Here is a 22095-nt window from a genome sequence, read left to right on the forward strand (position 1 = left end):
AAGGGTACGTGTTGGAGCGGGAATGTCAGCCTTCGGTCTTCGGCGCGCCCTCTTCGACGGCAGCCGAGGTCACGTCCTCAGCGGCGGCCTCGGTCTCGGGCTCGATGCGGTCGCGCACGGCGAGCTTCATCCAGGTGGTGACGACGCCGGGAGCGATCTCCAGATCCACGTTGTCGTCGTCGATCCGGGCGATGGTGCCTTGCAGACCGGACGTGGTGTGCACGCGGTCGCCCACCTTCAGCGAGTTGTGCAGGTCGATCGTGGCCTGCATCTGCTTCCGCTGCCGCCGCGACGCGAAGAACATGAAGGCACCCATGACCAGGAGCAGCGGCAGGAAGACGACCAAATCCATGACAGCGAAAATCTTTCGTTCTGTTGAGTCTGTGAACAGGCAAGCGGGCCGGACCAGCCGTACGCCGTGCCGCGGTAGAGACCAGTGTGCCATCAAGGGCGTCAACGCCGACCACCACACCGCGTGCGATTCCACGACCCATCAAGCGGGACATCGCACTAGCAATTATTTTCGCGAAAGTAAGATGGGAATTTCGTGCGGATAAGCCTCTACGCCGTGCAATCCAGTTAACAATGCGCTAGCTTTTCCCGGGTGTGAGGGAGGTTCGGGACGTTGGCCTGGCAGCGAATTCGGCAATGGTGGCACCGGCCCGACCACTATGAATGGCTGTCCGCGTACATCGAGAACCGTGGCCTGCAGCCCTACACCCGCATCATCGTCGGACTGATCGTCCTCAGTGGCGGCGCGGTCGGCCTCGCGACGATCTGGAGTCCGTCCGGCCCGGCGACCGTCTTCTCCGTCGCGGTGCCGGTCGTCGCCGGTGTCGTCGCCATCGGGTGCTCGATCGTGTGGCTGACGCGCTGGCCGCGCCGGCGCCAGTCCACCGTGATCGTGATCCTGCTGCAGTTCTGTATCGCCGGCGTGTGTCTGGTGCAGCGCGACCCCAAGGCGGCGGCTCTGGGCGGCTTTGTGTTCGCGCTGCTCGCCGCGTACGTGGCGTCCTTCCACACGTCCAAATACCTGGCGTCGGTGGCCGTGACCGCCATCCTGACCGCCGCGACCTGCGGGGTCCGACTGGCGGAGCAAGGCGATCCGCAGCTGGCTGCCGCAGTGTTCGTCGGGCTCGTCGCCAACACGCTGCTGCTCCCGCTCGCCGTGCATGTGCTGGTGATGCTGCTGGGCGACGACTCCGCCGTGGCCCACCTGGACCCACTGACGCAATTGCCCAATCGCCGCGGTTTCGAACAGGCCATCCGCCCGCTGCTCGCCGGTCCCCACGCCGAATCCGAGATCAGCGTCATCCTCCTGGACCTGGACGACTTCAAACGCATCAACGACACGCTCGGGCACGCCGTCGGCGACCGGGTTCTGATGGACGTCGCCGGGGCCATCATGAACGCCCTGCCCAAAGGTGCGGTCGCGGCTCGGATCGGCGGCGAGGAGTTCGTCATCGCCATCCGTGGCAATCAGGCCACTGCCCTGCGCTTCACCGAGCGGCTACGCCGGAGCATCGCCACGAAGCCGTGGTACATGACGGCGAGCTTCGGGATCGCCCACGCGCCGGCCGGCAGCCGGCCGGTCATGGACCAGCTCCTGGCGTCGGCCGACCACGCCATGTATGTCGCCAAACGCGCCGGCGGCGATCAGGTGAGCACGCACCTGCTGTCACATCACTGACGGCTCAGGCCGAATAGCCGACCGGCAGCAACACGTCGCCCGATGTGGTCCGGAAGTAGACCTGCCATTGGTAGTAGCCCGCGAACGCGGCGGGATCGGCAGCCAGCACTGCCGCATAGTCGTTGACGGCACGGACATACGCGCCGGAATGGTTGTAGTGGTGCAGGGCGCCGTCATGGTCGGTGGCGAAACCGTTGGCCGCCAGATAGCGGCCCGCCGCGAGAATCGAATCGCGCGGCGAACGGATGTCACCGGAGCCGTACGCGGCGAACGTCGACGGCAGGAACTGCATGGGCCCCTGTGCCCCGGCCGTGCTGTCGCCGTTGATCCGGCCGAACCGCGACTCGATCAGGTTGATCGCCGCCAGGTACGTCCAGTCGACCCCGGATGCCGCCTGCGCCTCGCGGTAGTAGCCGAGCAGTTCGTCGGCGGGCGCCGGCGGCTGGATGGTCCACGGCGGGAGGTTGTCGCGCGGAGGTGTCATCCCGGCCAGCTGCCGGCCGGCGTCGACGTTGCGGCCGTACGCCGCGGCCAGTGCCGGCGGGATGCGCGGCGCGATGACCGCATCCCACTCCGGATGCCTGGCGATCTCGCGATAGGCGACCTGCTGCCGGTGCGCAGCGTCGATCAACGCGGGCTCCGGCGTCGCCGGATCCCGCACGGCCTGCTCGTCGGCGACGAGCGTGTCGGCCAGCTGCACCGGGTCGGGAGGCGGATCCGCGGCGGACGTGCCGCCACCGGTGAAGGCCAACACGACGGCGGCAGCGACGGTCGCGCAGCGACGAATCACCCCAGCGATCCGATCAACAACGCGACGATGCCGAGCACCGGGAAGATGCCCTGCGTGATGGCGGCCCGCGCTTTCTCCGGGGACGACAGCAACAGCACCAGCGCTGCGGCGGCCATCGACCCGATGCCGGCGAAGATCAGCGCCAGCCCGACCGCGTTACATCCCAAGATGATCGCCGCGATACCGACGGCGGTGACGATCGCCAGGAACAGGTTGTAGAACCCCTGGTTGAACGCCAGCTCCTTGGTGTCCACCGCCTGTTGCTCGGTGAGCCCGAAGGTGGCTCGGGTCCGCGGCGAAGTCCAGGTGAGCGACTCCATCACGAAGATGTACACGTGCAGCAGCGCGGCGAGGCCGGCAACGATCAACCCTGCGGTCAGCATGGGTCCTATTCAAACAGCCCGGCCTGTCCAAGTCCGTTTATCGGCGGTTGCAGGCCCAGGTGCGTCCACGCCTGCGGCGTCGCCACGCGCCCCCGCGGCGTCCGGGCGATCATCCCGGCCCGCACCAGGAACGGCTCGCACACCTCCTCGACGGTGGTGGCCTCCTCCCCGACCGCGACCGCCAGCGTCGAGACCCCGACCGGGCCGCCCCCGAAACTCTTTGTCAGCGCGGTCAATACGGCCCGGTCCAGCCGGTCCAGGCCGAGCTCGTCGACGTCATAGACGGCGAGTGCGGCCTTGGCCACGTCGCGGGTGATGACGCCGTCGGCACGGACCTCGGCATAGTCCCGGACCCGGCGCAGCAGCCGGTTCGCGATACGGGGCGTGCCGCGGGACCGCCGAGCCACTTCGGCACCGGCTTCGGCACCGAGTTCGATGCCGAGGATGCCGGCCGACCGGGCGAGCACCCGCTCCAGCTCGGGCGGTTCGTAGAAGTCCATGTGTGCCGTGAACCCGAACCGGTCACGCAACGGGCCGGTCAGTGCGCCCGACCTTGTCGTCGCCCCGACCAGGGTGAACGGCGCGACCTCCAGCGGAATCGACGTCGCGCCGGGTCCCTTACCGACCACCACGTCGACCCGGAAGTCCTCCATGGCGAGGTACAGCATCTCTTCGGCGGGCCGGGCGATGCGATGGATTTCGTCGATGAACAAAACGTCGCCCTCGACCAGGTTGCTGAGCATGGCGGCCAGGTCGCCGGCGCGCTCCAGCGCAGGCCCGGAGGTGACACGCAGCGACGACCCCAGCTCGGCGGCGATGATCATGGCCAGCGACGTCTTGCCCAGACCGGGCGGGCCGGACAGCAGGATGTGGTCGGGGGTACCGCCGCGGTTCTTGGCGCCTTCGAGCACCAGCTGCAGCTGCTCGCGGACCCGGGGCTGGCCGATGAACTCGCGTAGCGATTTGGGCCGCAGGCTGGCGTCGACGTCGCCCTCGCCGACAGTGAGTGCGGGCGAGACGTCCCGCTCGTCGGGCTCGGTGCCCTCGTCCTCGAACCGGCTCACTTCTTACCCAGCATCGACAGGGCCGACCGCAGCGCGGTGGCGGTGTTGGCGTCCGGATCGTTGGCCAGCACCTTGTCGGTGGCCTCTTCGGCCTGCTTGGCCGGAAAGCCAAGTCCGACAAGGGCTTCCACGACGGGACCGCGAATGGAGTGGCCACCGGCGACGCCCGCTCCGGCACCCGTCGTCGCACCGATCTTGTCGCGCAGTTCCAGGACCATGCGTTCGGCGCCGCGCTTGCCGATGCCCGGCACCCGGGTGAGAGCGGTGACGTCGCCGTCGGCCAGCGCCTGCCGCAGGGTCGGGGCGTCGTAGACCGCGAGGGTCGCCAGCGCGATCTTGGGGCCGACGCCCGAGACGCCGAGCAGCGTGTTGAACAGGTCGCGGGCGTCGGAGTCGGCGAAGCCGTACAGGGTCTGCGAATCCTCGCGCACGATCATGGCGGTGATCAGCCGTGACTCGGTGCCGCGGCGCAGCGTGGACAGCGTCGCGGGGGTGGCCATGATCTTGTAGCCGACACCGGCGGCCTCGATCACCGCGTGATCGAGCGCGATGTCGATGACCTCGCCACGGACCGATGCGATCATGCGCGCGCCGCCTTCACCTTCGCTGCGTACTGCTTCTTGAACTCCGCGGCCTTGGCCTCCGCCGCGGCCATCCGGGCGATCATGGGCGCCCGCCAGCAGTGGCAGATGGCCAGCGCGAGCGCGTCAGCCGCGTCGGCCGGAGTCGGTTTCTGTTGCAGCCCAAGAATTTTGGTGACCATGGTGGTGACCTGAGCCTTGTCCGCACGACCGTTTCCGGTGACCGCGGCCTTCACCTCACTGGGCGTGTGGAAGTACACGTCGATGCCCCGGCGCGCCGCCGCCAGCGCGATGACGCCGCCGGCCTGTGCAGTGCCCATGGCGGTGTTGGCGTTCTGGTTGGCGAAGACCCGCTCGATGGCGATGACGTCGGGACGATGCGTGTCCATCCAGTGCTCGACGGTGTCGCTGATGGTCAGCAGCCGCCGCTGCAGTTCGACGTCGGACGGGGTGCGCACCACGTCGACATCGAGCGCGGTCACCTTGCGCCCCGTGCCTCCCTCGATCATCGAGAGACCACAGCGCGTCAGACCAGGGTCGACGCCCATCACCCGCACGCCCACTCCTCACTAGGTCCCGAACAGCTGTTCGATAGCTTAGCGGGCGGTGGCGACAGGTTGCGCCAGGGACACGCTCAGATCTGGAAGTACCCCGACCGCGCGCCCTGCCGAATCTCCTGGGTCAGTTCGGCGATGCGCGCTTCCGACGCTCCCCACCAGCGGACGAGTTCACGGTGCGTCTCGGCGCCACCGTGTTCCACGATGATCTTCCAGCGCACCCCGAACAGCTTGGCCAGCAGCCAGAACGGCCACAGGATCAACAGCGGAAGAGCCAGCACCACGCCCACCCAATCCAGGAACGCGATGTCGACGATGTCGAACACATCCCAGAACGGCCACCAGCGCCGGCGCACGCGCCACTCCACCCCGTCCGGATCCGTCACCGCTGCCATCGGGACATCTTGCAGTGCGGCTGCGGGTTTCCGCTGCGCGACACCGATGTGACACGCCGGGTCGGATGCTCACACGTACCTGGAGCCCGGGTGCACGACCATCAGCACCACGACGATCACCCACAGCAGGTTGAACATGCCGGTCACCATGCCGAGGGTGCGCAACTGCCGCCCATCGTCGGGCGCGGCGAGCGCCGCCCGCTGACGCGGGGCGATCTGGAACGCGAGCAGTCCGCCGGCGATGGCCGTGAGCACCATGGCCACGATGATCCAGACCTCGGTCGAGCGCCCCTGGACACCGGCGAGGGCGAGGCCGACGACGGGCACAACGAGCGCCAGCACCCCGTAGACGCGTGTGATGCGGTGCAGCGCACGGGCGACGCCGTCGTTGCGTTCCGCGTTCGCCGACGGTCCGCCGGCCGGCGCGTAGCGGGGAAACAGGCTGGTGGCCACGGCGATCGGCCCGACGAAGAGGATGCCCGCGACGACGTGGACGGACAGCAACAACGCTTGCATAACCTTCAGTCTAACTGAAGGTTATGGCGAAGCGGACATGACTCGTCTCATGTACTCGCGTAATGCGTCGGTCAGTTCAGGGTTTTGTGCCGCGAACTCGGTGTCCAGACGGGCCACGACGTCAGCCGCGCGGTTCAGCAACGACTCCCCCGCGGCCGTCACGCGCAACGTAGAAGCAGCACCGGCGTGCGCCGTGCTGTCGTCGACGAGTCCCGCCTCGACGAACGCCGCGACCGCCGCGTGCGCACTCTGCACGGTGATGCGCGAACGCCGGGCGAGTTCACTGAACGAGATGCCGGCGCTGCCCCGGATGTGCCCGAGCAGTCCGTACTTGCGCGTCGTCAGCCCGAGGGGCTTGAGAGCGTCGGCGAATGCGGCGTCCCACACCCGACTGACGGTCAGCAGCGTGACAGTCGGGCTGAACGGAGGCGGCTCGGACATGCTCGGCAGGCTACCGCCGGAGCGGCTACTCCTCGTCGAGCTGCGCGGCGACGTCGTCCGGGATCTCGACGTTGGTGTAGACGTTCTGGACGTCGTCGCTGTCCTCGAGGGCGTCGACGAGCTTGAACACCTTGCGGGCGCCCTCGAGGTCGACCTCGACGGACACCGACGACTGGAAGCCGGACTCGGCCGAGTCGTAGTCGATGCCGGCGTCCTGCAGCGCGGTACGCACCGCGACCAGGTCGGTGGGCTCGCAGATGACCTCGAACGAGTCACCGAGGTCGTTGACCTCTTCGGCACCGGCATCGAGGACGGCCATCAGCACGTCGTCCTCGGTCTGGCCGTTCTTCTCGAGCGTGATGATGCCCTTGCGGGAGAACAGGTAGGCGACCGAACCCGGGTCGGCCATGTTGCCGCCGTTGCGGGTCATCGCGACGCGGACCTCACCGGCGGCGCGGTTGCGGTTGTCGGTCAGACACTCGATGAGCACCGCGACACCGTTGGGGCCGTAGCCCTCGTACATGATGGTCTGCCAGTCGGCGCCGCCGGCTTCCTCGCCGCCGCCGCGCTTGCGGGCCCGCTCGATGTTGTCGTTCGGTACCGAGCTCTTCTTGGCCTTCTGGATGGCGTCGTACAGGGTCGGGTTACCGGCCGGGTCGCCGCCGCCGACGCGGGCCGCGACCTCGATGTTCTTGATCAGCTTGGCGAACATCTTGCCGCGCTTGGCGTCGATGACGGCCTTCTTGTGCTTGGTTGTCGCCCACTTGGAATGGCCGCTCATGCGTGTACGCCCTCTTTCTGATCAAACGTCAGCTGATCAGTTTACGTGGACGAATCGGAGGCCCCGACAGGCCTGGTCAATCACTACTTCCGGACCGGCTGCAGCAGGTTGTAGACGGTGTCCGACCCGACCTTCATCGGCGCGAAGTTGACGCCCACCCAGTCGGCGATGTCGCTGTGCGCATCGGCGCCCCAGTGCCCCTTGTTGTCGGAGACGATGTAGTACGCCACCTCGTGGGCCGCCACGTAGGACTGGAACTGCTGCAGCGTCGGCGCCGGATCGGACCCGCCGAAGCCACCGATCGCGATGACGGGCGTGCGGGTGTCGAGCTCCAGACCGGCGGCCGGCGACGACCGGTCGATCGCCGCGGACCACTTGGTGCTCGTGGCCTTGAGCAGCGCGTTCAGTTGGGGGTTCTCGTCACGCTGACCCCAGCCGCCGTGTTTGTCGTCCTTGTCCGCGGGGCCGACGGAAGGCCCGCCGCCGAGGTGCGGCTGGCCGAAGGTCGCGAGCGAGTAGGCCACCGAACCCCCGACAGCGCCGAACATCGCCAACGCCACCGCGGCTGCCGCCACCCGCTGACGCCCGGGCCACACGAATGCGACCGTGCCGACGACGGCGGCAGCCAGGATCACCCAGCGCAGTGCGGGCAGCCAGTCGGCGTTGCGGCCGAGAATCACGAAGCCCCACATCCCGCTGGCCAAAAGCACTGCGGCCAAGCCGATCCGGTGGAACCGGGAGTCCCGGCGGCGCCAGAACTCGATGACGAAGACGGCGAACATCGCCGCCATGGCCGGAGCCAGCGCGAGGCAGTAGTACGGGTGCACGTTGGTCTTCATGAAGCTCAGCACCAGGCCGACACTGACGAGCCAGCCGCCGAACAGGATGGCGCCGGCCCGGACCCGATCGGTGCGCGGTGCGCGACCGCGCGAGATCAGTACGAGCACGGTGGCCAGCAGCGCGGCCGGCACCAGCCAGCCGATCTCGAAACCGAATTCACCGGTGAACAGCCGCGGCAGGCCCTGAGTCTGATCACCCATGCCGAAGCCATGGTGCCCGGCGGTCTTGATCGTCTCACCGGCGGCGTGTCCGGCGTGTTCCCCGGTGAGGGTGTGCACCGTCGACGGCTTGTCGGGGTCGCTCTTACCCATGTGGTTCTTGCCGAGCACGCGACCAAAGCCGTTGTAGCCCAACACCAGATTCATGAAACTGTTGTCGGTCGAGCCGGCCATGTAGGGCCGGGACGACGCCGGCCACAGGATCGTCAACACCACGAACCAGCCGGCGGAGACCAGCATGGCCGCGAGTGCACCGAGCAGGTGCCACAGCCGGGCGCGTAGCGCGACGGGCGCGGCGACGAGGTACGTCAGACCGAGCGCCGGCATGACCATCAGACCCTCGAGCATCTTGGCCAGGAACGCGAAACCCAGTGCGACACCGGCAAGGGCCATCCACTTGGCGCCGCCGCGGCGAGCCGCGCCATGTGCACCGTTGTCGAGCGCACGGACCGTGAAGTACGCGGCCAGTGTCATCAGCAGCACCATGGCCGCGTCGGGGTTGTTGAAGCGGAACATCATGGCGGACACCGGGGTCAGCGCGAGCACCGCACCGGCGAGCAGCCCGGCCGCCGGACCACTGGCCCGTCGTACCGCGGCGCAGAGCAGCCACACCGAGCCGACGGCCATCAACGCCTCGGGGATCAACATGCTCGCGCTGCTGAAGCCGAAAATCTGCCCGGACAGCGCCATCACCCACTGCGACAGCGGCGGCTTGTCGACGGTGATGACGTTGTTCGGGTCGATGGAGCCGAACAACAGCGCCTCCCAGTTCCGGGAGCCGGCCCACACGGCGGCGGCATAGAACTGGTTGCCCATGCCGTTGACCGTGATGTTCCACAGGTAGCCGACGGCCGTCACGATCAGCAGCACGGCCAGCGCCGCGCGCTCGCGGGTCTTGGTGGGTGCCGTGATCTCCGGCTCGGCCATCGGGGCGTCCAGGACGGCGGCGGATGTCGTAGTCACCCGACCATTAAGGCAGCCCCAGCTATGGCCCAGCTGTGAAGCGGGCGAGCCGCCGCTATGACGTGCGGACGTGATGAAACTGCTCACAATCAGCGGATTCACAGAAGGCCCTCCAGTGAACAGTCGTACACTCAACCTATGGACGACCCTCTCGCCAGCGAAGCCGCCGCCCTCACCGAGCTCGGACTCAACGAGCTGGGCACCGCCGTCGACGGCATCCACAAGGTCCAGCGCGCCATCTCCGAGCGGGTCTTCCGACTGGTGGGCCTTGGCGTCGGCCCGGCCGCCAAGCCCGTGAAGGTCGTCTACGACGCCATCACCGACGGCGTCTACTCCACCATCAGCCATGTGGCCACCACGGCCGCGCCCATCGCCGGCAAAGCCGTGCACGACCAGACCGCAGGCAAGCTGTCCGATCAGGCCGGTGGCGCACGCGTCCTCGCGGTGCTGCAGGGTTTGATCGGCGACAAGCTCCACGAGCAGGGTTCCGTGCTGGCGACGACGATGTCGGTGCGGGTCGACGGCCGGCCGGTCACCCTCGACACCGACAGCCTGCGCGCCGCTTATCCGGCCGCGACGGGTGACGTCGTGGTGTTCCTCCACGGCCTGATCGAGACCGAGGCCTTCTGGGCCCTGGGAAAGCGGCCGACGTACGCCCAGCGGCTCGGGGCCGACATCGGCATCACCGGCGTCGAGATTCGCTACAACACCGGCCTGCACATCTCCGACAACGGCGTGCTGCTGTCCGAACTGCTGGACCAGCTGGTGGCCGCCTGGCCGGTGCCGGTCACGTCGATATCCCTGGTCGGCCATTCGATGGGCGGGTTGGTCGTCCGATCGGCGTGCGCGGTGCCCGGCGCGTCATGGGTGAATCGGGTGCGCACCGTCGTCACGCTGGGCACCCCGCACACCGGCGCACCGTTGGAGAAGGTCGTGCACTACGGGTCGGCGGCGCTCAGCGCACTGCCCGAGACCCGCCCGTTCGGCAACCTGCTGCGCCGGCGCAGCACCGGGATCAGAGACTTGCGGTTCGGCTCACTCGACGAACGCGACTGGCGCGACTGCGAACCGGACGCCCTGCGGGCGCAGCAGCCGCCGATCGACGTGCCACTGCTCGAGGGGGTCTCGTACTACTGCGTGACCGCGACCATCGCCCGCACGCCGGCCAACCCGATCGGCTGGGTACTCGGCGACGGACTCGTGCAGGTGCGCAGCGCGCAAGGCCGAAGCCGCAAGCGCGACATGGGGTTTGACCGCGAAAATCGCCTGCATCTACCGGAGGCGCACCACTTCACGCTGCTGAACGACGAGCGGATCTACGAGCGCCTGCGCGTCTGGTTGTCGCGGTCAGAGGGACTCGACGAAGAGCTTGTGGATGCGCCGGTCGCCGGTGACCTCGGGGTGGAACGACGTCGCGAGCATGCGGCCCTGACGGACGGCGACGGGGTGTCCGGCCGCGCGGGCCAGCACCTCGACGTCGGGCCCGACGCGCTCGACCCAGGGCGCCCGGATGAACACCGCGTGCACGGGATCGTCGAGGCCGACGAAATCGAGGTCGTCTTCGAACGAGTCGACCTGCCGGCCGAAGGCGTTGCGCCGCACCGTCATATCGATCCCGCGTAGCGGCAGGGCCTCACGGCCCGGCACACCGGCGTCGTTGATCTCGGTGGCGAGCAGGATCATGCCGGCGCACGATCCGTAGCACGGCATGCCCGCGGCCAGGCGGTCGCGCAGCGGCTCGAGGAGTTCCAGCTCGCGCAGCAGGTGGCTCATCGCGGTGGACTCGCCGCCCGGGATCACCAGGGCGTCAACGGCATTCAGCTCCGTGAGGCGCCGGACCGTGGACACCTCGGCGCCCGCTTCGCGCAGGGCAGCCAGATGCTCTCGGGTGTCCCCCTGCAAGGCCAGGACACCGACGTGCGGGCTCACTCGGCCGGTGGGACGAAGCCGCGGTTGTAGCGGGTCAGCCCCTCCTGCATCACGGCGGCCACCATCTCGCCGTACTGGTTGAAAATCTTGCCCTGCGTCAGCGCGCGGCCGCCGCACGCCGACGGCGACGACTGGTCGTACAGCAGCCATTCGTCGGCCCGGAACGGCCGCATGAACCACATGGCGTGGTCCAGCGAGGCGATGTTCATATGTTTGCGTACCTCAAGGTGATTCACCTGCGCCGAACCCAGCAGGGTCAGGTCGCTCATGTAGGCCAGGGCGCAGATGTGCAGGACGTGGTCGTCGGGCAGCGGGTCGCGGTGCCGGAACCAGACCTGCTGCTGCGACGCCTTGCCGGGCACCCGGACGACCTGGTCGCGCGGCACGATGCGCACGTCCCATTCGGCAAACTGGGCGAACCCGGCGTCGTCGAACGCCCCGGCGGACCGGAAGCCCTTCGACAGGTCGGGCGGCGGCGGCACCGGCATGGCGTCCTGGTGCTCGATGCCGGACTGGTCGGTCTGGAACGACGCCGACATCGAGAAGATGTTCTCGCCGTGCTGGATGGCACTCACGCGGCGGGTGCAGAACGACCCACCGTCGCGAATGCGCTCCACCATGTACACCGTCGGTGCGCGGGCGTCACCGGGACGCAGGAAGTACCCGTGCAGCGAGTGCACCTGGTACTTCGGCTCCACGGTGCGCACCGCCGACACCAACGACTGACCGGCTACGTGGCCACCGAAAGTGCGCTGCAGAAAACCCGATTCCGGGCTGAAGACACTGCCGCGGTAGATGTTGACCTCGAGTTGTTCGAGGTCGAGTATCTGCTCGATTGCCACCTGTTGGTTTTACCAGCCACGCTCTGCGAGCCGATGAGGCTCCGGCACGTCCTCCACGTTGATGCCGACCATGGCCTCACCCAGACCGCGCGACACCTTGGCCAGCGTGTCCGGGTCGTCGTAGAACGTCGTGGCCTTGACGATGGCCGCGGCACGAGCGGCCGGGTCACCCGACTTGAAGATGCCCGAACCGACGAACACGCCTTCGGCGCCCAGCTGCATCATCATCGCGGCGTCGGCCGGGGTGGCGATGCCACCGGCGGTGAACAGCGTCACGGGCAGCTTGCCGGCGCGCGCGACCTCGACCACCAGCTCGTACGGCGCCTGCAATTCCTTTGCGGCAACGTACAGTTCGTCCTCCGACAGCGACGTCAGCCGACGGATCTCGCCGCCGATCTTGCGCATGTGCGTGGTGGCGTTGGAGACGTCACCGGTGCCGGCCTCACCCTTCGAGCGGATCATGGCCGCGCCCTCGTTGATGCGACGCAGGGCCTCACCCAGGTTGGTGGCGCCGCAGACGAACGGCACGGTGAACTTCCACTTGTCGATGTGGTGGGTGTAGTCGGCCGGGGTCAGCACCTCGGACTCGTCGATGTAGTCCACGCCGAGGCTCTGCAGAATCTGCGCCTCGACGAAGTGGCCGATGCGGGCCTTGGCCATCACCGGGATGGTGACGGCGTCGATGATGCCCTCGATCATGTCCGGGTCGCTCATCCGCGAGACGCCACCCTGCGCGCGGATATCGGCGGGTACGCGCTCGAGCGCCATGACGGCTACGGCGCCTGAGCCTTCGGCGATGCGCGCCTGCTCGGGTGTTACGACGTCCATGATGACGCCGCCCTTCAGCATCTCGGCCATGCCGCGCTTGACCCGGGCGGTGCCCGTCTGACCGCTGTTGTCCGCTGCGGTATCCACTGCAATCTCCCTCAAGAATTTGGTACCCGCCAAGTCTAGTGGCCGTACCAAATCGGTTATCCGCGCAGGTCAGCGGATGGTCTGCGGCGCCGGGCCGGCCATCGCCGCCGGAGCCTTCCCGTCCGCCAATTCGCCTGCGAGGGAAAGGTATTCGCCGAGCTGCAATGGGTAGACAGTCTCACCATCGGCGGCCAGCCGGGCGATGACCGCCGCGTCGCACCAGCGGTGGGCGTGGATCGACTGCCGTTCGACCGTGGTGTGACCGGTGGTCACCGGCTCGAACCGTGAGGTGCGGTACACGAAGAAGAATTCCTCGCTGCGGATCACAGACCCGTTGAACTCGAACACCGCCTCACGCCGCCACACCGGGCCGATCAGATCGGCCGGGTCGACCTTCAGCCCGGTCTCCTCGGCCACCTCACGGGCTGCCGCGTCGGGCAGCGATTCGTCCGGTTCGACCGCTCCCCCGACGGTGAACCACCACCGCGGCGCCATCAGCGGGTCGGCGGCCGGGTCGCTGCCGCAGAACAGCAGCACCTGCCCGTCCTGGTCCAGCAGCACCACGCGGGCCGACGTGCGTCGTCCCACCGCGCCGGGCTCGTGCCGCGACGCCCGCTCGACGATCTCGAAATACGTTGGCATGGCCGCGGTTCCACCCAGGTGCAGCCAGCGCACCAGGGTGCGCTCGCGCAGGGCGAGGGTGTCGCGCACCGCGTCGTTGTGGAAGCGGCGGGCCAGCAGTACCCGGGCCTCGGCGTCGGCGAGCTCGGCGACCAGGGTCACCGGGATGGATGCCGGATCGACCTGTGCCAGGGCTCCCGACAGTTCGTTCTCGGCGGCCTCGCGGGCCGCGCGCGGTGCCCGCTCGGCTTCGTCCGCCAGCGCCGCGAGACGGCGGCCTGCCGGCCGGGAACCGTACGCATCGGCGGCGACGGCCCGGGCCACCACCGCGCGCCGGGCCAGCGCCCCGTCCAGGGCCTGCCACGACAGGTCGTAGCGGACGTGCAGCCGGTCGAGCCGATGCGCGGTCTGATAGGCCCACACGACGGTGAACAGGACCGTGAGCACCAGCAAGACCAGTGCGACGATCAGCAGCCAGCTCATCAGGCCTCCACCCGGACCTTGATCCCCGATCCGGCCACCGTCTCGTAGACCAGCATGATCTGCTGCGCGACCACCGACCAGTCGTATCGCCGCACCGCCTGGGCGGCCGCCTCGGCGTACCGGCGGCGGGCAGCGTCGTTCGACAGCATCTCGACCAGCGCTTCGCCGAGGGCTTCGGCGTCGTCGACCGGCACCAGCCGGCCCGCCGCACCCTGGTCCAGCACACGCCGGAAGGCATCCAGGTCGCTGGCCACCACGGGTGTACCCGCGGCCATGGCCTCGACCAGCACGATGCCGAAGCTCTCGCCGCCGGTGTTCGGGGCGCAGTAGACGTCGGCGCTGCGCATCGCCGACGCCTTCTCGGCATCCTCGACCAGACCGAGGAACCGCAGGTGCCCCGCATGCTCGCCGACGGTCTCCTTGAGTGCCTCCTCGTCGCCGCGGCCGACGACCAGCACCTCGACGTCCGGGCAGGCCGCCACGAGCTTGGGCAGCGCGCCGACGAGCACCTGCATGCCTTTGCGCGGCTCGTCGAACCGGCCGAGGAACAGCACGGTGCGGCCGGGCCGCGGATAGCCGGGCAGCAGCGGCGCGTTGTCGAACGCCGACACGTCGACGCCGTTGGGAATCTCGACGGCGTCCGAGCCCAGGGCTTCCATCTGCCAGCGCCGTGCCAGATCGGACACTGCGATGCGACCCATGATCTTCTCGTTCCAGGGCCGCAGAATTCCCTGAAAGACGTTGAGTGTCAACGACTTCGTGGTCGACGTATGGAACGTCGCGACGATCGGGCCGTTGGCCACCATGAGCGCCAGCAGCGACAGGCTCGGGGCATTGGGCTCGTGCAGATGAAGCACGTCGAAGTCGCCCTCGACGATCCAGCGCTTGACCATCCGGCGGGTGGCGGGCCCGAATCGCAGCCGCGCCACGGAGCCGTTGTACGGGATGGGCACGGCCTTGCCGCCGGAGACGACGTAGTCGGGCAGGTCGGCGTGCGTCTCGGCCGACGAGGGCGCCAGCACGCTGACCGTGTGGCCGTAGCCGCGCATCACCTCGGCCAGTTGCAGCACGTGTGCCTGAACGCCGCCCGGTACGTCGAACGAGTACGGGCACACCATGCCGATGCGCATCAGTCGTTCCCGGCCAACCGGGCCCGACGTTCCTCGGACAGGTCGGCCAACCACTGCGGTTGCAGCATGTGCCAGTCCGTGGGGTGCGCGGCGATGCCCGCCTCGAAGCGGGTGGCCAGAGCCTGCGTGATGGTCGCGACGTCGCCGCTCGAGGTGTCGACCGGCCCGGAAATGTCGAACTGCCAGTCGTTGGGCTTGTTCCAGCAGTGCACGGTCAGCAGCGTCGCACCGGTCTTCAGCGCGAGCTTGGCAGCGCCCGCAGGCATGCGGGTCGGCTCGCCGAAGAGGTTGACCTGCACGTCATTTCGGGACAGGTCCCGGTCGGCCATCAAGCAGACGATGCGGTTGGCCTCCAACCGCTCGGTCAGGACGTCGAACGGCGGGCGCACTCCCCCCGTCAGCGGCAGAATCTCGAATCCCAGCGACTCGCGGTACTCGACGAACCGGTTGTACAGCGACTCGGGTTTGAGGCGCTCGGCCACCGTCGTGAACTTGCCGTACTGGTGCACCACCGAGACACCGGCCATGTCCCAGTTGCCGCTGTGCGGCAGCGCCAGGATGACGCCGTTACCGTTCTCGAGCCCGCGGGCGATGTGGTCGGTACCCACCAGGCAGTGCCGGAGCCTCTCCCCGAGCGTGCGCTGGTTCATCGACGGCAGCCGGAAGGCCTCCCGCCAGTAACGGCCGTACGACGCCAGCGAGGCGCGGATGACGCGGCCCGGCACCTTGGCCGGCCGCACACCCAGCACCCGGGCCAGATTCTTGCGCAACTGCTCGGGACCGCCGCCGCGCGCCGCATACAGCGCACCCGCGTCGAACATGTTGCGGGCGGCGAACTCCGGCATGGTCCGGATCAGCCCCCAACCCGCGGCATAGCCGAGGTCCTTGAGCTGCTCGCCCATCGGGACGTCGAAACCCCCGAAGGACGGCACACCGCCGGTGGGGACGCTCATTGCTGCTCCTTCGACGGCGCACTCGACGGCAGCGGCTGGTCGGCGCCCGGCGAACGGCGCACCGAGGCGACCCGCTGGCCCAGCGTGATGATGCTGGCCACCGCCAGCAGCCACATCGCGATGGGCAGCGCCAGCGGCAGCGGATGGATCGGCAGGTCCGAGAAGCCGGCGCCCACCAGGACGATGATCAGCCGTTCGGGGCGTTCGATGAAGCCGCCGTCGGCGTTCAGTCCGCTGGCTTCGGCGCGGGCCTTGATGTACGAGATGACCTGCGAGGTGACCAGGCAGATCAACGTGGCGACGGCCAGCGGCTTGTCGTGCATCTCGAACGCGATCCACCACAGCAGGCCGCAGAACACGGCGCCGTCACCGATGCGGTCGCAGGTCGCGTCGAGCACCGCACCGAGTCGCGTGCCGTAGCCGCGTTCGCGGGCCATGGCGCCGTCGAGCATGTCGGCGAGCACGAAGAACCAGACCACCAGGGCGCCGTACCAGAGGTGCCCCGTCGGGAACAGCGTCAGCGCGCCGACGACCGACGCGGTGGTGCCCAGGACGGTGACGCTGTCCGGCGTCAGGCCGATGCGCAGCGCTCCCCGGGCCAGCGGGCGGCTCAACTTGGTGTAGGCCGCGCGGGTCAGGAGGTAGAAGTCGCTCACGGGGCGTCCTCAGTCCTTCCCGTCGCTCCGCTCGCCCCGGCCCCGTCCTGCGCCGCCCACTCGTCGGCCAGCAGCTTGCGGGTGTCGCGCAGCAGCTGCGGGATCACCTTGGTACCGCCGATGACGGTGATGAAGTTGGCGTCGCCGCCCCAGCGCGGCACCACGTGCATGTGCAGGTGGTCGGCCAGCGAGCCGCCGGCCGAGGTGCCCAGGTTGAGCCCGACGTTGAAGGCGTGCGGGTTCGAGATGGCCTTCATCACGCGAATTGCCTTCTGGGTGAACGCCATCAGCTCGCTGCTCTCGGCCTCGGTCAGGTCCTCGAGCTCCGACACCTTGCGGTAGGGCACGACCATGAGGTGTCCCGGGTTGTACGGGTACAGGTTCAGCACCGCGTACACCTGCTCGCCGCGCGCGACGATCAGGCCTTCCTCGTCGGACATCGTGGGAATGTCGATGAAGGGCTGCTTCGAGCCCGCGGATGTCCCCTCGCCGCCCTTCATCGGAGCGTCGACGATGTAGCTCATCCGGTGCGGCGTCCACAGCCGCTGCAGGTAGTCGACGTCACCGACACCCCGGTCCACAATGGCGTCTCCGACACCGGGGTCCACGATGCTCCGATCCTCGGTCACGCCTGTGCGCCCCGCGCCTCGTTCACCAAATCTGCCGTCGGGAAAGCGTTTTCGCGACGCGCGATCCACCCGGCGATGAGATCGACGGCCTCGGCCACCGGGACGCCGTTGACCTGGGTGCGGTCACCGAACCGGAAGGAGACGGCACCCAATTCGATGTCCTTGTCACCGGCGAGCAGCATGAACGGCACCTTCTGATTGGTGTGGTTCACGATCTTCTTCGCCATCCGGTCGTCGCTGCCGTCGACCTCGACGCGAATGCCGCGCGACTTCAGTTGCGCCGCAACGTCGTACAGGTAGTCCAGGTGCGCGTCGGCGACCGGGATGCCGACGACCTGCACCGGGGCCAGCCAGGCCGGGAACGCGCCGGCGTAGTGCTCGGTGAGCACGCCGAAGAACCGCTCGATGGACCCGAACAGCGCGCGGTGGATCAGCACCGGACGCTGCCGGCTGCCGTCGGCCGCGGTGTACTCCAGCTCGAACCGGTCGGGCATGTTGAAGTCCAGCTGGATGGTCGACATCTGCCAGCTGCGTCCCAGCGCGTCCTTGACCTGCACGGAGATCTTGGGGCCGTAGAACGCCGCGCCGCCCGGGTCGGGCACCAGGTCCAGACCGGAGGCCTCGGCGACCTCGCGCAGGGTCTCGGTGGCCTCGTCCCACAACTCGTCGGAGCCGACGTACTTGTCCGGGTCCTTGGTGGACAGCTCCAGGTAGTAGTCGTCGAGGCCGTAGTCGCTCAGCAGATCCAGCACGAACTGCAGCAGCGTGGTCAGCTCGTCGCGCATCTGGTCACGGGTGACGTAGATGTGCGCGTCGTCCTGCGTCATGCCGCGCACGCGGGTCAGGCCGTGGACGACGCCCGACTTCTCGTACCGGTACACACTGCCGAACTCGAACAGCCGCAGTGGCAGCTCGCGGTACGACCGCCCTCGCGACCGGAAGATCAGGTGGTGCATGGGGCAGTTCATGGGCTTGAGGTAGTAGTTCTGCCCCGGCTTGCGCAGCGTGCCGTCCTCGTTGAACTCCGCGTCGATGTGCATCGGCGGGTACATGCCGTCGGCGTACCACTCCAGGTGACCCGAGGTGATGTACAGCTGCTCTTTGGTGATGTGCGGGGTGTTGACGAACTCGTAGCCGGCTTCCTGGTGCTTGCGGCGCGAGTAGTCCTCCAGCTCGCGGCGCACGATGCCGCCCTTCGGGTGGAACACCGGCAGGCCGGACCCCAGCTCGTCGGGGAAGCTGAACAGGTCCAGCTCCACGCCCAGCTTGCGGTGGTCGCGGCGCAGCGCCTCCTCGATGAGTTCGAGGTGTTTGTCGAGGGCCTCCTGCGACTCCCAGGCGGTGCCGTAGACGCGCTGCAGGCTGGCGTTCTTCTGGTCGCCGCGCCAGTACGCGGCGCTGCTGCGGGTGAGCTTGAACGCCGGGATGTACTTGGTGGTCGGGATGTGCGGGCCACGGCACAGGTCGCCCCAAACCCGTTCGCGGGTGCGGGGATTGAGGTTGTCGTAGGCCGTCAGCTCGTCGCCGCCGACCTCCATGATGTCGGCGTCGCCGGACTTGTCGTCGACCAGTTCGAGCTTGTACGGCTCCTTGGCCAGCTCTTCGCGGGCTTGCTCCTTGGACTCGTACACGCGACGGTCGAACAGCTGACCATCTTTGATGATCTTCTGCATGCGCTTCTCGAGCTTGGCCAGATCCTCCGGCGTGAACGGCTCGGCGACGTCGAAGTCGTAGTAGAAGCCGTCGGTGATCGGCGGCCCGATGCCGAGCTTGGCCTCCGGGAACAGGTCCTGCACGGCCTGGGCCAGCACGTGGGCGCACGAGTGGCGGATGACGCTGCGGCCGTCCTCGGTGTTCGCGGCGACCGGGATGACCTCCACGTCGACTTCCGGGGTCCAGGACAGGTCGCGCAGCCGGCCGTCGGCGTCCTTGACCACGACGATGGCGTCGACCTCGCCGCGCTGCGGCAGCCCGGCCTCACGGACCGCGGCGCCGGCGGTAGTCCCGGCAGCGACCCGGATCGGGGCTGCTGGTGCGGGGCTGGCGACGGCGGTCATCGAGACACTCCTACTGGTTAGGTGACGATCGCGACCATGCTATCGGCACCGGTCATCGCTTCGCGGGCCAGCGCCGCCTCAAGGCTGACCCGGCTTGAGCCTGACGAAGAGGGCCTCGGCGTCGGCGAGCACCGTGTCGCCGTCCAGCAGCGCGCCGGTGATGAAGATCTTGCGGCCCTCGACGCGCTCCAGCGTCGCGGTGGCGCGCAGGTCTTTTTCGACCGGGACGATCTGCCGATAGTTGATGTGCAGGTAGGCGGTGCGCTGGAACGGGCTGTCGGTCAGGCGGTAGGCGGCATGCCCCAGCACCGAGTCGAACAGCAGCCCGATGGACCCGCCGTGCGCGGCACCGTTTCGGCCGAGGTGGAAGCGCCGGAAACGGACGGGACCGGCGATCCGGCCGTCATCGGTGACCTTGAGATCCGACGGCACGTTCAGGACGTTGCCGCGGTTGGGCAGGTCGAGCCGACGGCCCGAAGGTGAGTGCCACTCGTCGGCGCGGTACGGCGCCAGCAGGGCGTTGGCTTGTTCGATGAGGTTCGCGGCCTCGGTGATGACGTCATCCGGAGCGTCGGCGCCGCGCGCGTGGTCGCCGGCCATGCGGACGGATTCGACGAACCTGCCGTAGTCCGGGCCGCCCTGGGTGGTCGGTTTGGGCGGGTTGAATCCTCCACCGGCATGCTTATCCACCTGTTTCTCTTATCACGGTGGCAAGGTGGCCCTATGCGACTGAGCGACCTGGCCGGGCTGGCATTCACCTACCCCGACGTCGGGGCGACCGCCGGCGAACTGCCGGAGGGCTACCACCACGTGCACGCGGAGGCCCGGATCGGTTCGGGTCGAGCACGATTCGACGAGGCGGCCGGCGCGGTCCTGCGGTGGGGTATGCAGCGGGGTGTCGGCATGCGGGTGGAGGCGACCACCGTCACCGCCGCGGCGGGCACCGACATGCTGGGACGTCTCGGACCCGTGCAGGTCCCATGCCGCGTGGTGTACGTCGTCGACGAACCCGACCGGCGCGGATTCGCTTACGGGACGCTGCCCGGCCACCCGGAGTCCGGCGAGGAACTGTTCAGCGTGCGCTACGACCCGGCCACCGACGCGGTCTTCGCCGAGGCGACAGCGTTCTCGCGGCCGGCGCTCTGGTGGAGCCGGCTTGGAGCTCCGGTCTCACGGGTCGCCCAGCGGGTGATCGCGCAGCGCTATCTGCGCGCCGTTTGAGCGATCGGGCGGCTCGGCCGTGCGGCGGGCCTGCCGCTCCGCCGCTGAAGCGGCAGGCCCGCGATGTGTTGTCACTGTTGAGTTGTCAAGGTGCGCAACGCTTTGCGTGTTATGCGGCTGTGTCGAGGCGCATGGTGCGGCGGTTGTATGCGGGGATGGGTTTTCGGTGTGGGTCGACGGTCGCGGGTGGGATGAGCCAGGGGTGTTTGTCCAGGCCCATGACGACGTCCCAGCCGTCGTGGTGGACGTTGGCGTGGCAGGCCGGGCACAGCAGGCAGCCGTTGGCTAGTGATGTCTCACCGTGGTGGGTCCAGTGGATGATGTGGTGGGCGTGGGTGCGTCCGGGTGGGGCGCCGCATTTGATGCAGCATTCATCGCGGTGATAGAGCGCTTTGCGCAGGTGCGGCGGGAACAGCCGCTTCTCCCGGCCCATGTCCAGGGGTACGTGTTCGCCGTCGACGATGATCGTGGTGACGGTGGTGTCGCAGCAGATTCGTTCTAGGGTCATGGTGCTGATCGATCCGATGAATTCCAGCGCCGCCAAATCTGGGGCATCCGCTGGGACGGTGATCAGCAGTTGGGTGCGCGGCGCGGACGCGGTGTCGCCGCCGCGGGCCGCGATGTCCAGCACCGCTTCCAGCGCGTCGGCCCGCCGCCTGCCCGCTGAGCGGGTGTCGGGGCTGCCGTCGGGTTCGGGCCGCGGCGCTGATCCTTGTTCGATCGCCGCGATGTATTTGGCCCCGACTTCGGCGTCCAGGTCCGCCCGGATCTGGACCCGGCCGTCGCTGGTGACGCGGTGGTCGGCGGTATTGATCGACCGGTCCTCGGCCGCCGGCAGGCCACCTTCGGCGGCGGCGACCCGGTTGCCCAAACGCCGCGCGCGTTTGTCGATGTCTGCGGGGGTGGCGCCGGAGAAGAACTGCCCCAGCAGATCGGTCACCTGCGCGAAGCGGGTCTCTTCGTCGACCTCACCGGGTGCGCGGGCGTGAATGTGGTTGATGCCTTTGACGATCGCATCCACATGCTCACCCGAGATCGCCCCATCGGCGGCATGCGCCGCCAGGGTCGGCAACACCGGTAACGCGGCGCCGACCCGGACCAGCCGCTGCGCGACCGACGGCGCACACCCCAACGCCATCAACAACTCCCGTGGTGTCCGCCCCTGCGCCGCCGCGGCACCACATCGGTCCAGCACCCCGGTCAGCATCGCCGCCACATGATCGATCACATTGCGCAGCTTCACCACGTACGTCATCGCCGCCACCGCGTCGCCCGCGGGCATGTCGTCGGGGACGTCCACGCCACGCAGGTGATCGAGAAGAGCGTTGAGATCCGGCGCGATTCCCATGCCCAATTGTATCGAACGTATGTTCGAATATCAATGCTTCTACTGCTTCAAACTTTCTGGCAGGCAGTGGAGGAACTGTTGCGATGGCGCCG

The 22095-nt window shown here is 68.4% G+C and carries 24 protein-coding genes and 1 pseudogene; 3 read left to right on the plus strand and 22 right to left on the minus strand.

Annotated elements, in window-relative coordinates; all coding sequences use genetic code 11:
* Positions 1 to 25: 25 nt before the first annotated feature.
* Positions 26 to 352, minus strand: a complete 327-nt coding sequence (gene yajC / locus ACJH7A_RS21860; protein ID WP_212811626.1) for a preprotein translocase subunit YajC — start codon at positions 350 to 352, stop codon at positions 26 to 28.
* A 273-nt stretch (positions 353 to 625) separates the two neighbouring features.
* Between yajC and ACJH7A_RS21865 the strand changes: the two genes are divergently transcribed.
* Positions 626 to 1690 carry a GGDEF domain-containing protein gene (locus ACJH7A_RS21865; RefSeq protein ID WP_318984454.1) on the plus strand — a complete coding sequence of 355 codons (1065 nt, stop codon included), beginning with the start codon at positions 626 to 628 and terminating at the stop codon, positions 1688 to 1690.
* A 4-nt stretch (positions 1691 to 1694) separates the two neighbouring features.
* On the opposite strand, the gene ACJH7A_RS21870 is transcribed toward ACJH7A_RS21865, so the two are convergent.
* The 10 genes from ACJH7A_RS21870 to ACJH7A_RS21915 form a co-directional block, all read right to left on the minus strand.
* Positions 1695 to 2444, minus strand: coding sequence for a transglycosylase SLT domain-containing protein (locus ACJH7A_RS21870; RefSeq protein ID WP_318984619.1), 750 nt, complete (start codon positions 2442 to 2444; stop codon positions 1695 to 1697).
* 32 nt (positions 2445 to 2476) lie between these two features.
* Positions 2477 to 2863: a DUF1304 domain-containing protein gene (locus tag ACJH7A_RS21875; protein ID WP_318984453.1), complete on the minus strand. Its 387-nt coding sequence runs from the start codon at positions 2861 to 2863 to the stop codon at positions 2477 to 2479.
* A 5-nt stretch (positions 2864 to 2868) separates the two neighbouring features.
* Complete coding sequence (gene ruvB, locus ACJH7A_RS21880; RefSeq protein ID WP_212811629.1) at positions 2869 to 3927, minus strand: Holliday junction branch migration DNA helicase RuvB; 1059 nt, start codon at positions 3925 to 3927, stop codon at positions 2869 to 2871.
* Positions 3924 to 4511 carry a Holliday junction branch migration protein RuvA gene (gene ruvA, locus ACJH7A_RS21885; RefSeq protein ID WP_318984452.1) on the minus strand — a complete coding sequence of 196 codons (588 nt, stop codon included), beginning with the start codon at positions 4509 to 4511 and terminating at the stop codon, positions 3924 to 3926. Before ruvA ends, ruvB begins: the two co-directional genes overlap by 4 nt.
* Positions 4508 to 5065, minus strand: coding sequence for a crossover junction endodeoxyribonuclease RuvC (gene ruvC, locus ACJH7A_RS21890; RefSeq protein WP_212811631.1), 558 nt, complete (start codon positions 5063 to 5065; stop codon positions 4508 to 4510). The genes ruvA and ruvC overlap by 4 nt, the downstream gene beginning before the upstream one ends.
* 77 nt (positions 5066 to 5142) lie before the next feature.
* Positions 5143 to 5460, minus strand: a complete 318-nt coding sequence (locus ACJH7A_RS21895; RefSeq protein ID WP_318984451.1) for a hypothetical protein — start codon at positions 5458 to 5460, stop codon at positions 5143 to 5145.
* A gap of 69 nt (positions 5461 to 5529) precedes the next feature.
* Entirely contained in the window at positions 5530 to 5976 is a 447-nt protein-coding gene (locus ACJH7A_RS21900) for a hypothetical protein (RefSeq protein WP_318984450.1), read from the minus strand.
* A gap of 21 nt (positions 5977 to 5997) precedes the next feature.
* Entirely contained in the window at positions 5998 to 6417 is a 420-nt protein-coding gene (locus ACJH7A_RS21905) for a MarR family winged helix-turn-helix transcriptional regulator (protein WP_318984449.1), read from the minus strand.
* Between the two features lie 25 nt (positions 6418 to 6442).
* Positions 6443 to 7198, minus strand: coding sequence for a YebC/PmpR family DNA-binding transcriptional regulator (locus ACJH7A_RS21910; RefSeq protein WP_212811635.1), 756 nt, complete (start codon positions 7196 to 7198; stop codon positions 6443 to 6445).
* 83 nt (positions 7199 to 7281) lie between these two features.
* A complete protein-coding gene (locus ACJH7A_RS21915) occupies positions 7282 to 9219 on the minus strand; it encodes an ArnT family glycosyltransferase (protein WP_406775779.1) in 1938 nt (645 codons plus the stop codon).
* A gap of 504 nt (positions 9220 to 9723) precedes the next feature.
* On the opposite strand from ACJH7A_RS21915, the pseudogene ACJH7A_RS21920 reads away from it, so the two are divergent.
* Positions 9724 to 10209, plus strand: a pseudogene (locus tag ACJH7A_RS21920) (esterase/lipase family protein); the annotation flags it as partial.
* Between the two features lie 357 nt (positions 10210 to 10566).
* Here the strand turns inward: ACJH7A_RS21920 and pdxT are convergent.
* From pdxT to ACJH7A_RS21970, 10 genes are all read right to left on the minus strand, one after another.
* Positions 10567 to 11148, minus strand: coding sequence for a pyridoxal 5'-phosphate synthase glutaminase subunit PdxT (pdxT, locus tag ACJH7A_RS21925; protein ID WP_135356935.1), 582 nt, complete (start codon positions 11146 to 11148; stop codon positions 10567 to 10569).
* Complete coding sequence (gene tesB, locus ACJH7A_RS21930; RefSeq protein WP_135356934.1) at positions 11145 to 11990, minus strand: acyl-CoA thioesterase II; 846 nt, start codon at positions 11988 to 11990, stop codon at positions 11145 to 11147. The genes pdxT and tesB overlap by 4 nt, the downstream gene beginning before the upstream one ends.
* 9 nt (positions 11991 to 11999) lie before the next feature.
* Positions 12000 to 12905 carry a pyridoxal 5'-phosphate synthase lyase subunit PdxS gene (gene pdxS, locus ACJH7A_RS21935; protein ID WP_020101778.1) on the minus strand — a complete coding sequence of 302 codons (906 nt, stop codon included), beginning with the start codon at positions 12903 to 12905 and terminating at the stop codon, positions 12000 to 12002.
* 69 nt (positions 12906 to 12974) lie between these two features.
* Positions 12975 to 14009, minus strand: a complete 1035-nt coding sequence (locus tag ACJH7A_RS21940) for an NUDIX hydrolase (RefSeq protein ID WP_209841214.1) — start codon at positions 14007 to 14009, stop codon at positions 12975 to 12977.
* On the minus strand, positions 14009 to 15139 hold the full coding sequence (locus tag ACJH7A_RS21945; RefSeq protein ID WP_212811638.1) for a glycosyltransferase family 4 protein: 1131 nt from the start codon (positions 15137 to 15139) through the stop codon (positions 14009 to 14011). Before ACJH7A_RS21945 ends, ACJH7A_RS21940 begins: the two co-directional genes overlap by 1 nt.
* The gene (locus ACJH7A_RS21950; RefSeq protein WP_406802692.1) at positions 15139 to 16092 is read right to left on the minus strand and encodes a phosphatidylinositol mannoside acyltransferase; all 954 of its coding nucleotides are present in this window, start codon (positions 16090 to 16092) and stop codon (positions 15139 to 15141) included. The genes ACJH7A_RS21945 and ACJH7A_RS21950 overlap by 1 nt, the downstream gene beginning before the upstream one ends.
* Positions 16089 to 16748, minus strand: coding sequence for a phosphatidylinositol phosphate synthase (pgsA, locus tag ACJH7A_RS21955; RefSeq protein ID WP_212811639.1), 660 nt, complete (start codon positions 16746 to 16748; stop codon positions 16089 to 16091). Before pgsA ends, ACJH7A_RS21950 begins: the two co-directional genes overlap by 4 nt.
* Positions 16745 to 17377 carry an HIT domain-containing protein gene (locus ACJH7A_RS21960; protein ID WP_244602313.1) on the minus strand — a complete coding sequence of 211 codons (633 nt, stop codon included), beginning with the start codon at positions 17375 to 17377 and terminating at the stop codon, positions 16745 to 16747. The genes pgsA and ACJH7A_RS21960 overlap by 4 nt, the downstream gene beginning before the upstream one ends.
* Positions 17374 to 19434, minus strand: coding sequence for a threonine--tRNA ligase (thrS, locus tag ACJH7A_RS21965; protein WP_212811640.1), 2061 nt, complete (start codon positions 19432 to 19434; stop codon positions 17374 to 17376). The genes ACJH7A_RS21960 and thrS overlap by 4 nt, the downstream gene beginning before the upstream one ends.
* A 78-nt stretch (positions 19435 to 19512) precedes the next feature.
* Positions 19513 to 20124: a PaaI family thioesterase gene (locus ACJH7A_RS21970; RefSeq protein ID WP_212811641.1), complete on the minus strand. Its 612-nt coding sequence runs from the start codon at positions 20122 to 20124 to the stop codon at positions 19513 to 19515.
* Between the two features lie 33 nt (positions 20125 to 20157).
* Between ACJH7A_RS21970 and ACJH7A_RS21975 the strand changes: the two genes are divergently transcribed.
* Positions 20158 to 20655 (plus strand): DUF1990 family protein, encoded by a 498-nt coding sequence (locus ACJH7A_RS21975; protein ID WP_135356927.1) that lies wholly within the window; start codon positions 20158 to 20160, stop codon positions 20653 to 20655.
* 109 nt (positions 20656 to 20764) lie between these two features.
* Here ACJH7A_RS21975 and ACJH7A_RS21980 read toward each other — a convergent pair whose 3' ends face one another.
* Positions 20765 to 22003, minus strand: a complete 1239-nt coding sequence (locus ACJH7A_RS21980) for an HNH endonuclease signature motif containing protein (RefSeq protein WP_212811642.1) — start codon at positions 22001 to 22003, stop codon at positions 20765 to 20767.
* Positions 22004 to 22095 lie beyond the last annotated feature (92 nt).

Source organism: Mycobacterium sp. SMC-17 (assembly GCF_045310915.1).
Taxonomy (GTDB): domain Bacteria; phylum Actinomycetota; class Actinomycetes; order Mycobacteriales; family Mycobacteriaceae; genus Mycobacterium.

What these genes read in the sequence shown, in the direction of transcription:
- yajC (WP_212811626.1), bottom strand. Translation starts at nt 352, where the DNA reads ATGGATTTGGTCGTCTTCCTGCCGCTGCTCCTGGTCATGGGTGCCTTC.
- ACJH7A_RS21875 (WP_318984453.1), bottom strand. Translation starts at nt 2,863, where the DNA reads ATGCTGACCGCAGGGTTGATCGTTGCCGGCCTCGCCGCGCTGCTGCAC.
- ruvA (WP_318984452.1), bottom strand. Translation starts at nt 4,511, where the DNA reads ATGATCGCATCGGTCCGTGGCGAGGTCATCGACATCGCGCTCGATCAC.
- ACJH7A_RS21895 (WP_318984451.1), bottom strand. Translation starts at nt 5,460, where the DNA reads ATGGCAGCGGTGACGGATCCGGACGGGGTGGAGTGGCGCGTGCGCCGG.
- ACJH7A_RS21900 (WP_318984450.1), bottom strand. Translation starts at nt 5,976, where the DNA reads ATGCAAGCGTTGTTGCTGTCCGTCCACGTCGTCGCGGGCATCCTCTTC.
- ACJH7A_RS21905 (WP_318984449.1), bottom strand. Translation starts at nt 6,417, where the DNA reads ATGTCCGAGCCGCCTCCGTTCAGCCCGACTGTCACGCTGCTGACCGTC.
- ACJH7A_RS21910 (WP_212811635.1), bottom strand. Translation starts at nt 7,198, where the DNA reads ATGAGCGGCCATTCCAAGTGGGCGACAACCAAGCACAAGAAGGCCGTC.
- ACJH7A_RS21940 (WP_209841214.1), bottom strand. Translation starts at nt 14,009, where the DNA reads ATGAGCTGGCTGCTGATCGTCGCACTGGTCTTGCTGGTGCTCACGGTC.
- ACJH7A_RS21945 (WP_212811638.1), bottom strand. Translation starts at nt 15,139, where the DNA reads ATGCGCATCGGCATGGTGTGCCCGTACTCGTTCGACGTACCGGGCGGC.
- ACJH7A_RS21950 (WP_406802692.1), bottom strand. Translation starts at nt 16,092, where the DNA reads ATGAGCGTCCCCACCGGCGGTGTGCCGTCCTTCGGGGGTTTCGACGTC.
- thrS (WP_212811640.1), bottom strand. Translation starts at nt 19,434, where the DNA reads ATGACCGCCGTCGCCAGCCCCGCACCAGCAGCCCCGATCCGGGTCGCT.
- ACJH7A_RS21975 (WP_135356927.1), top strand. Translation starts at nt 20,158, where the DNA reads ATGCGACTGAGCGACCTGGCCGGGCTGGCATTCACCTACCCCGACGTC.
- ACJH7A_RS21980 (WP_212811642.1), bottom strand. Translation starts at nt 22,003, where the DNA reads ATGGGAATCGCGCCGGATCTCAACGCTCTTCTCGATCACCTGCGTGGC.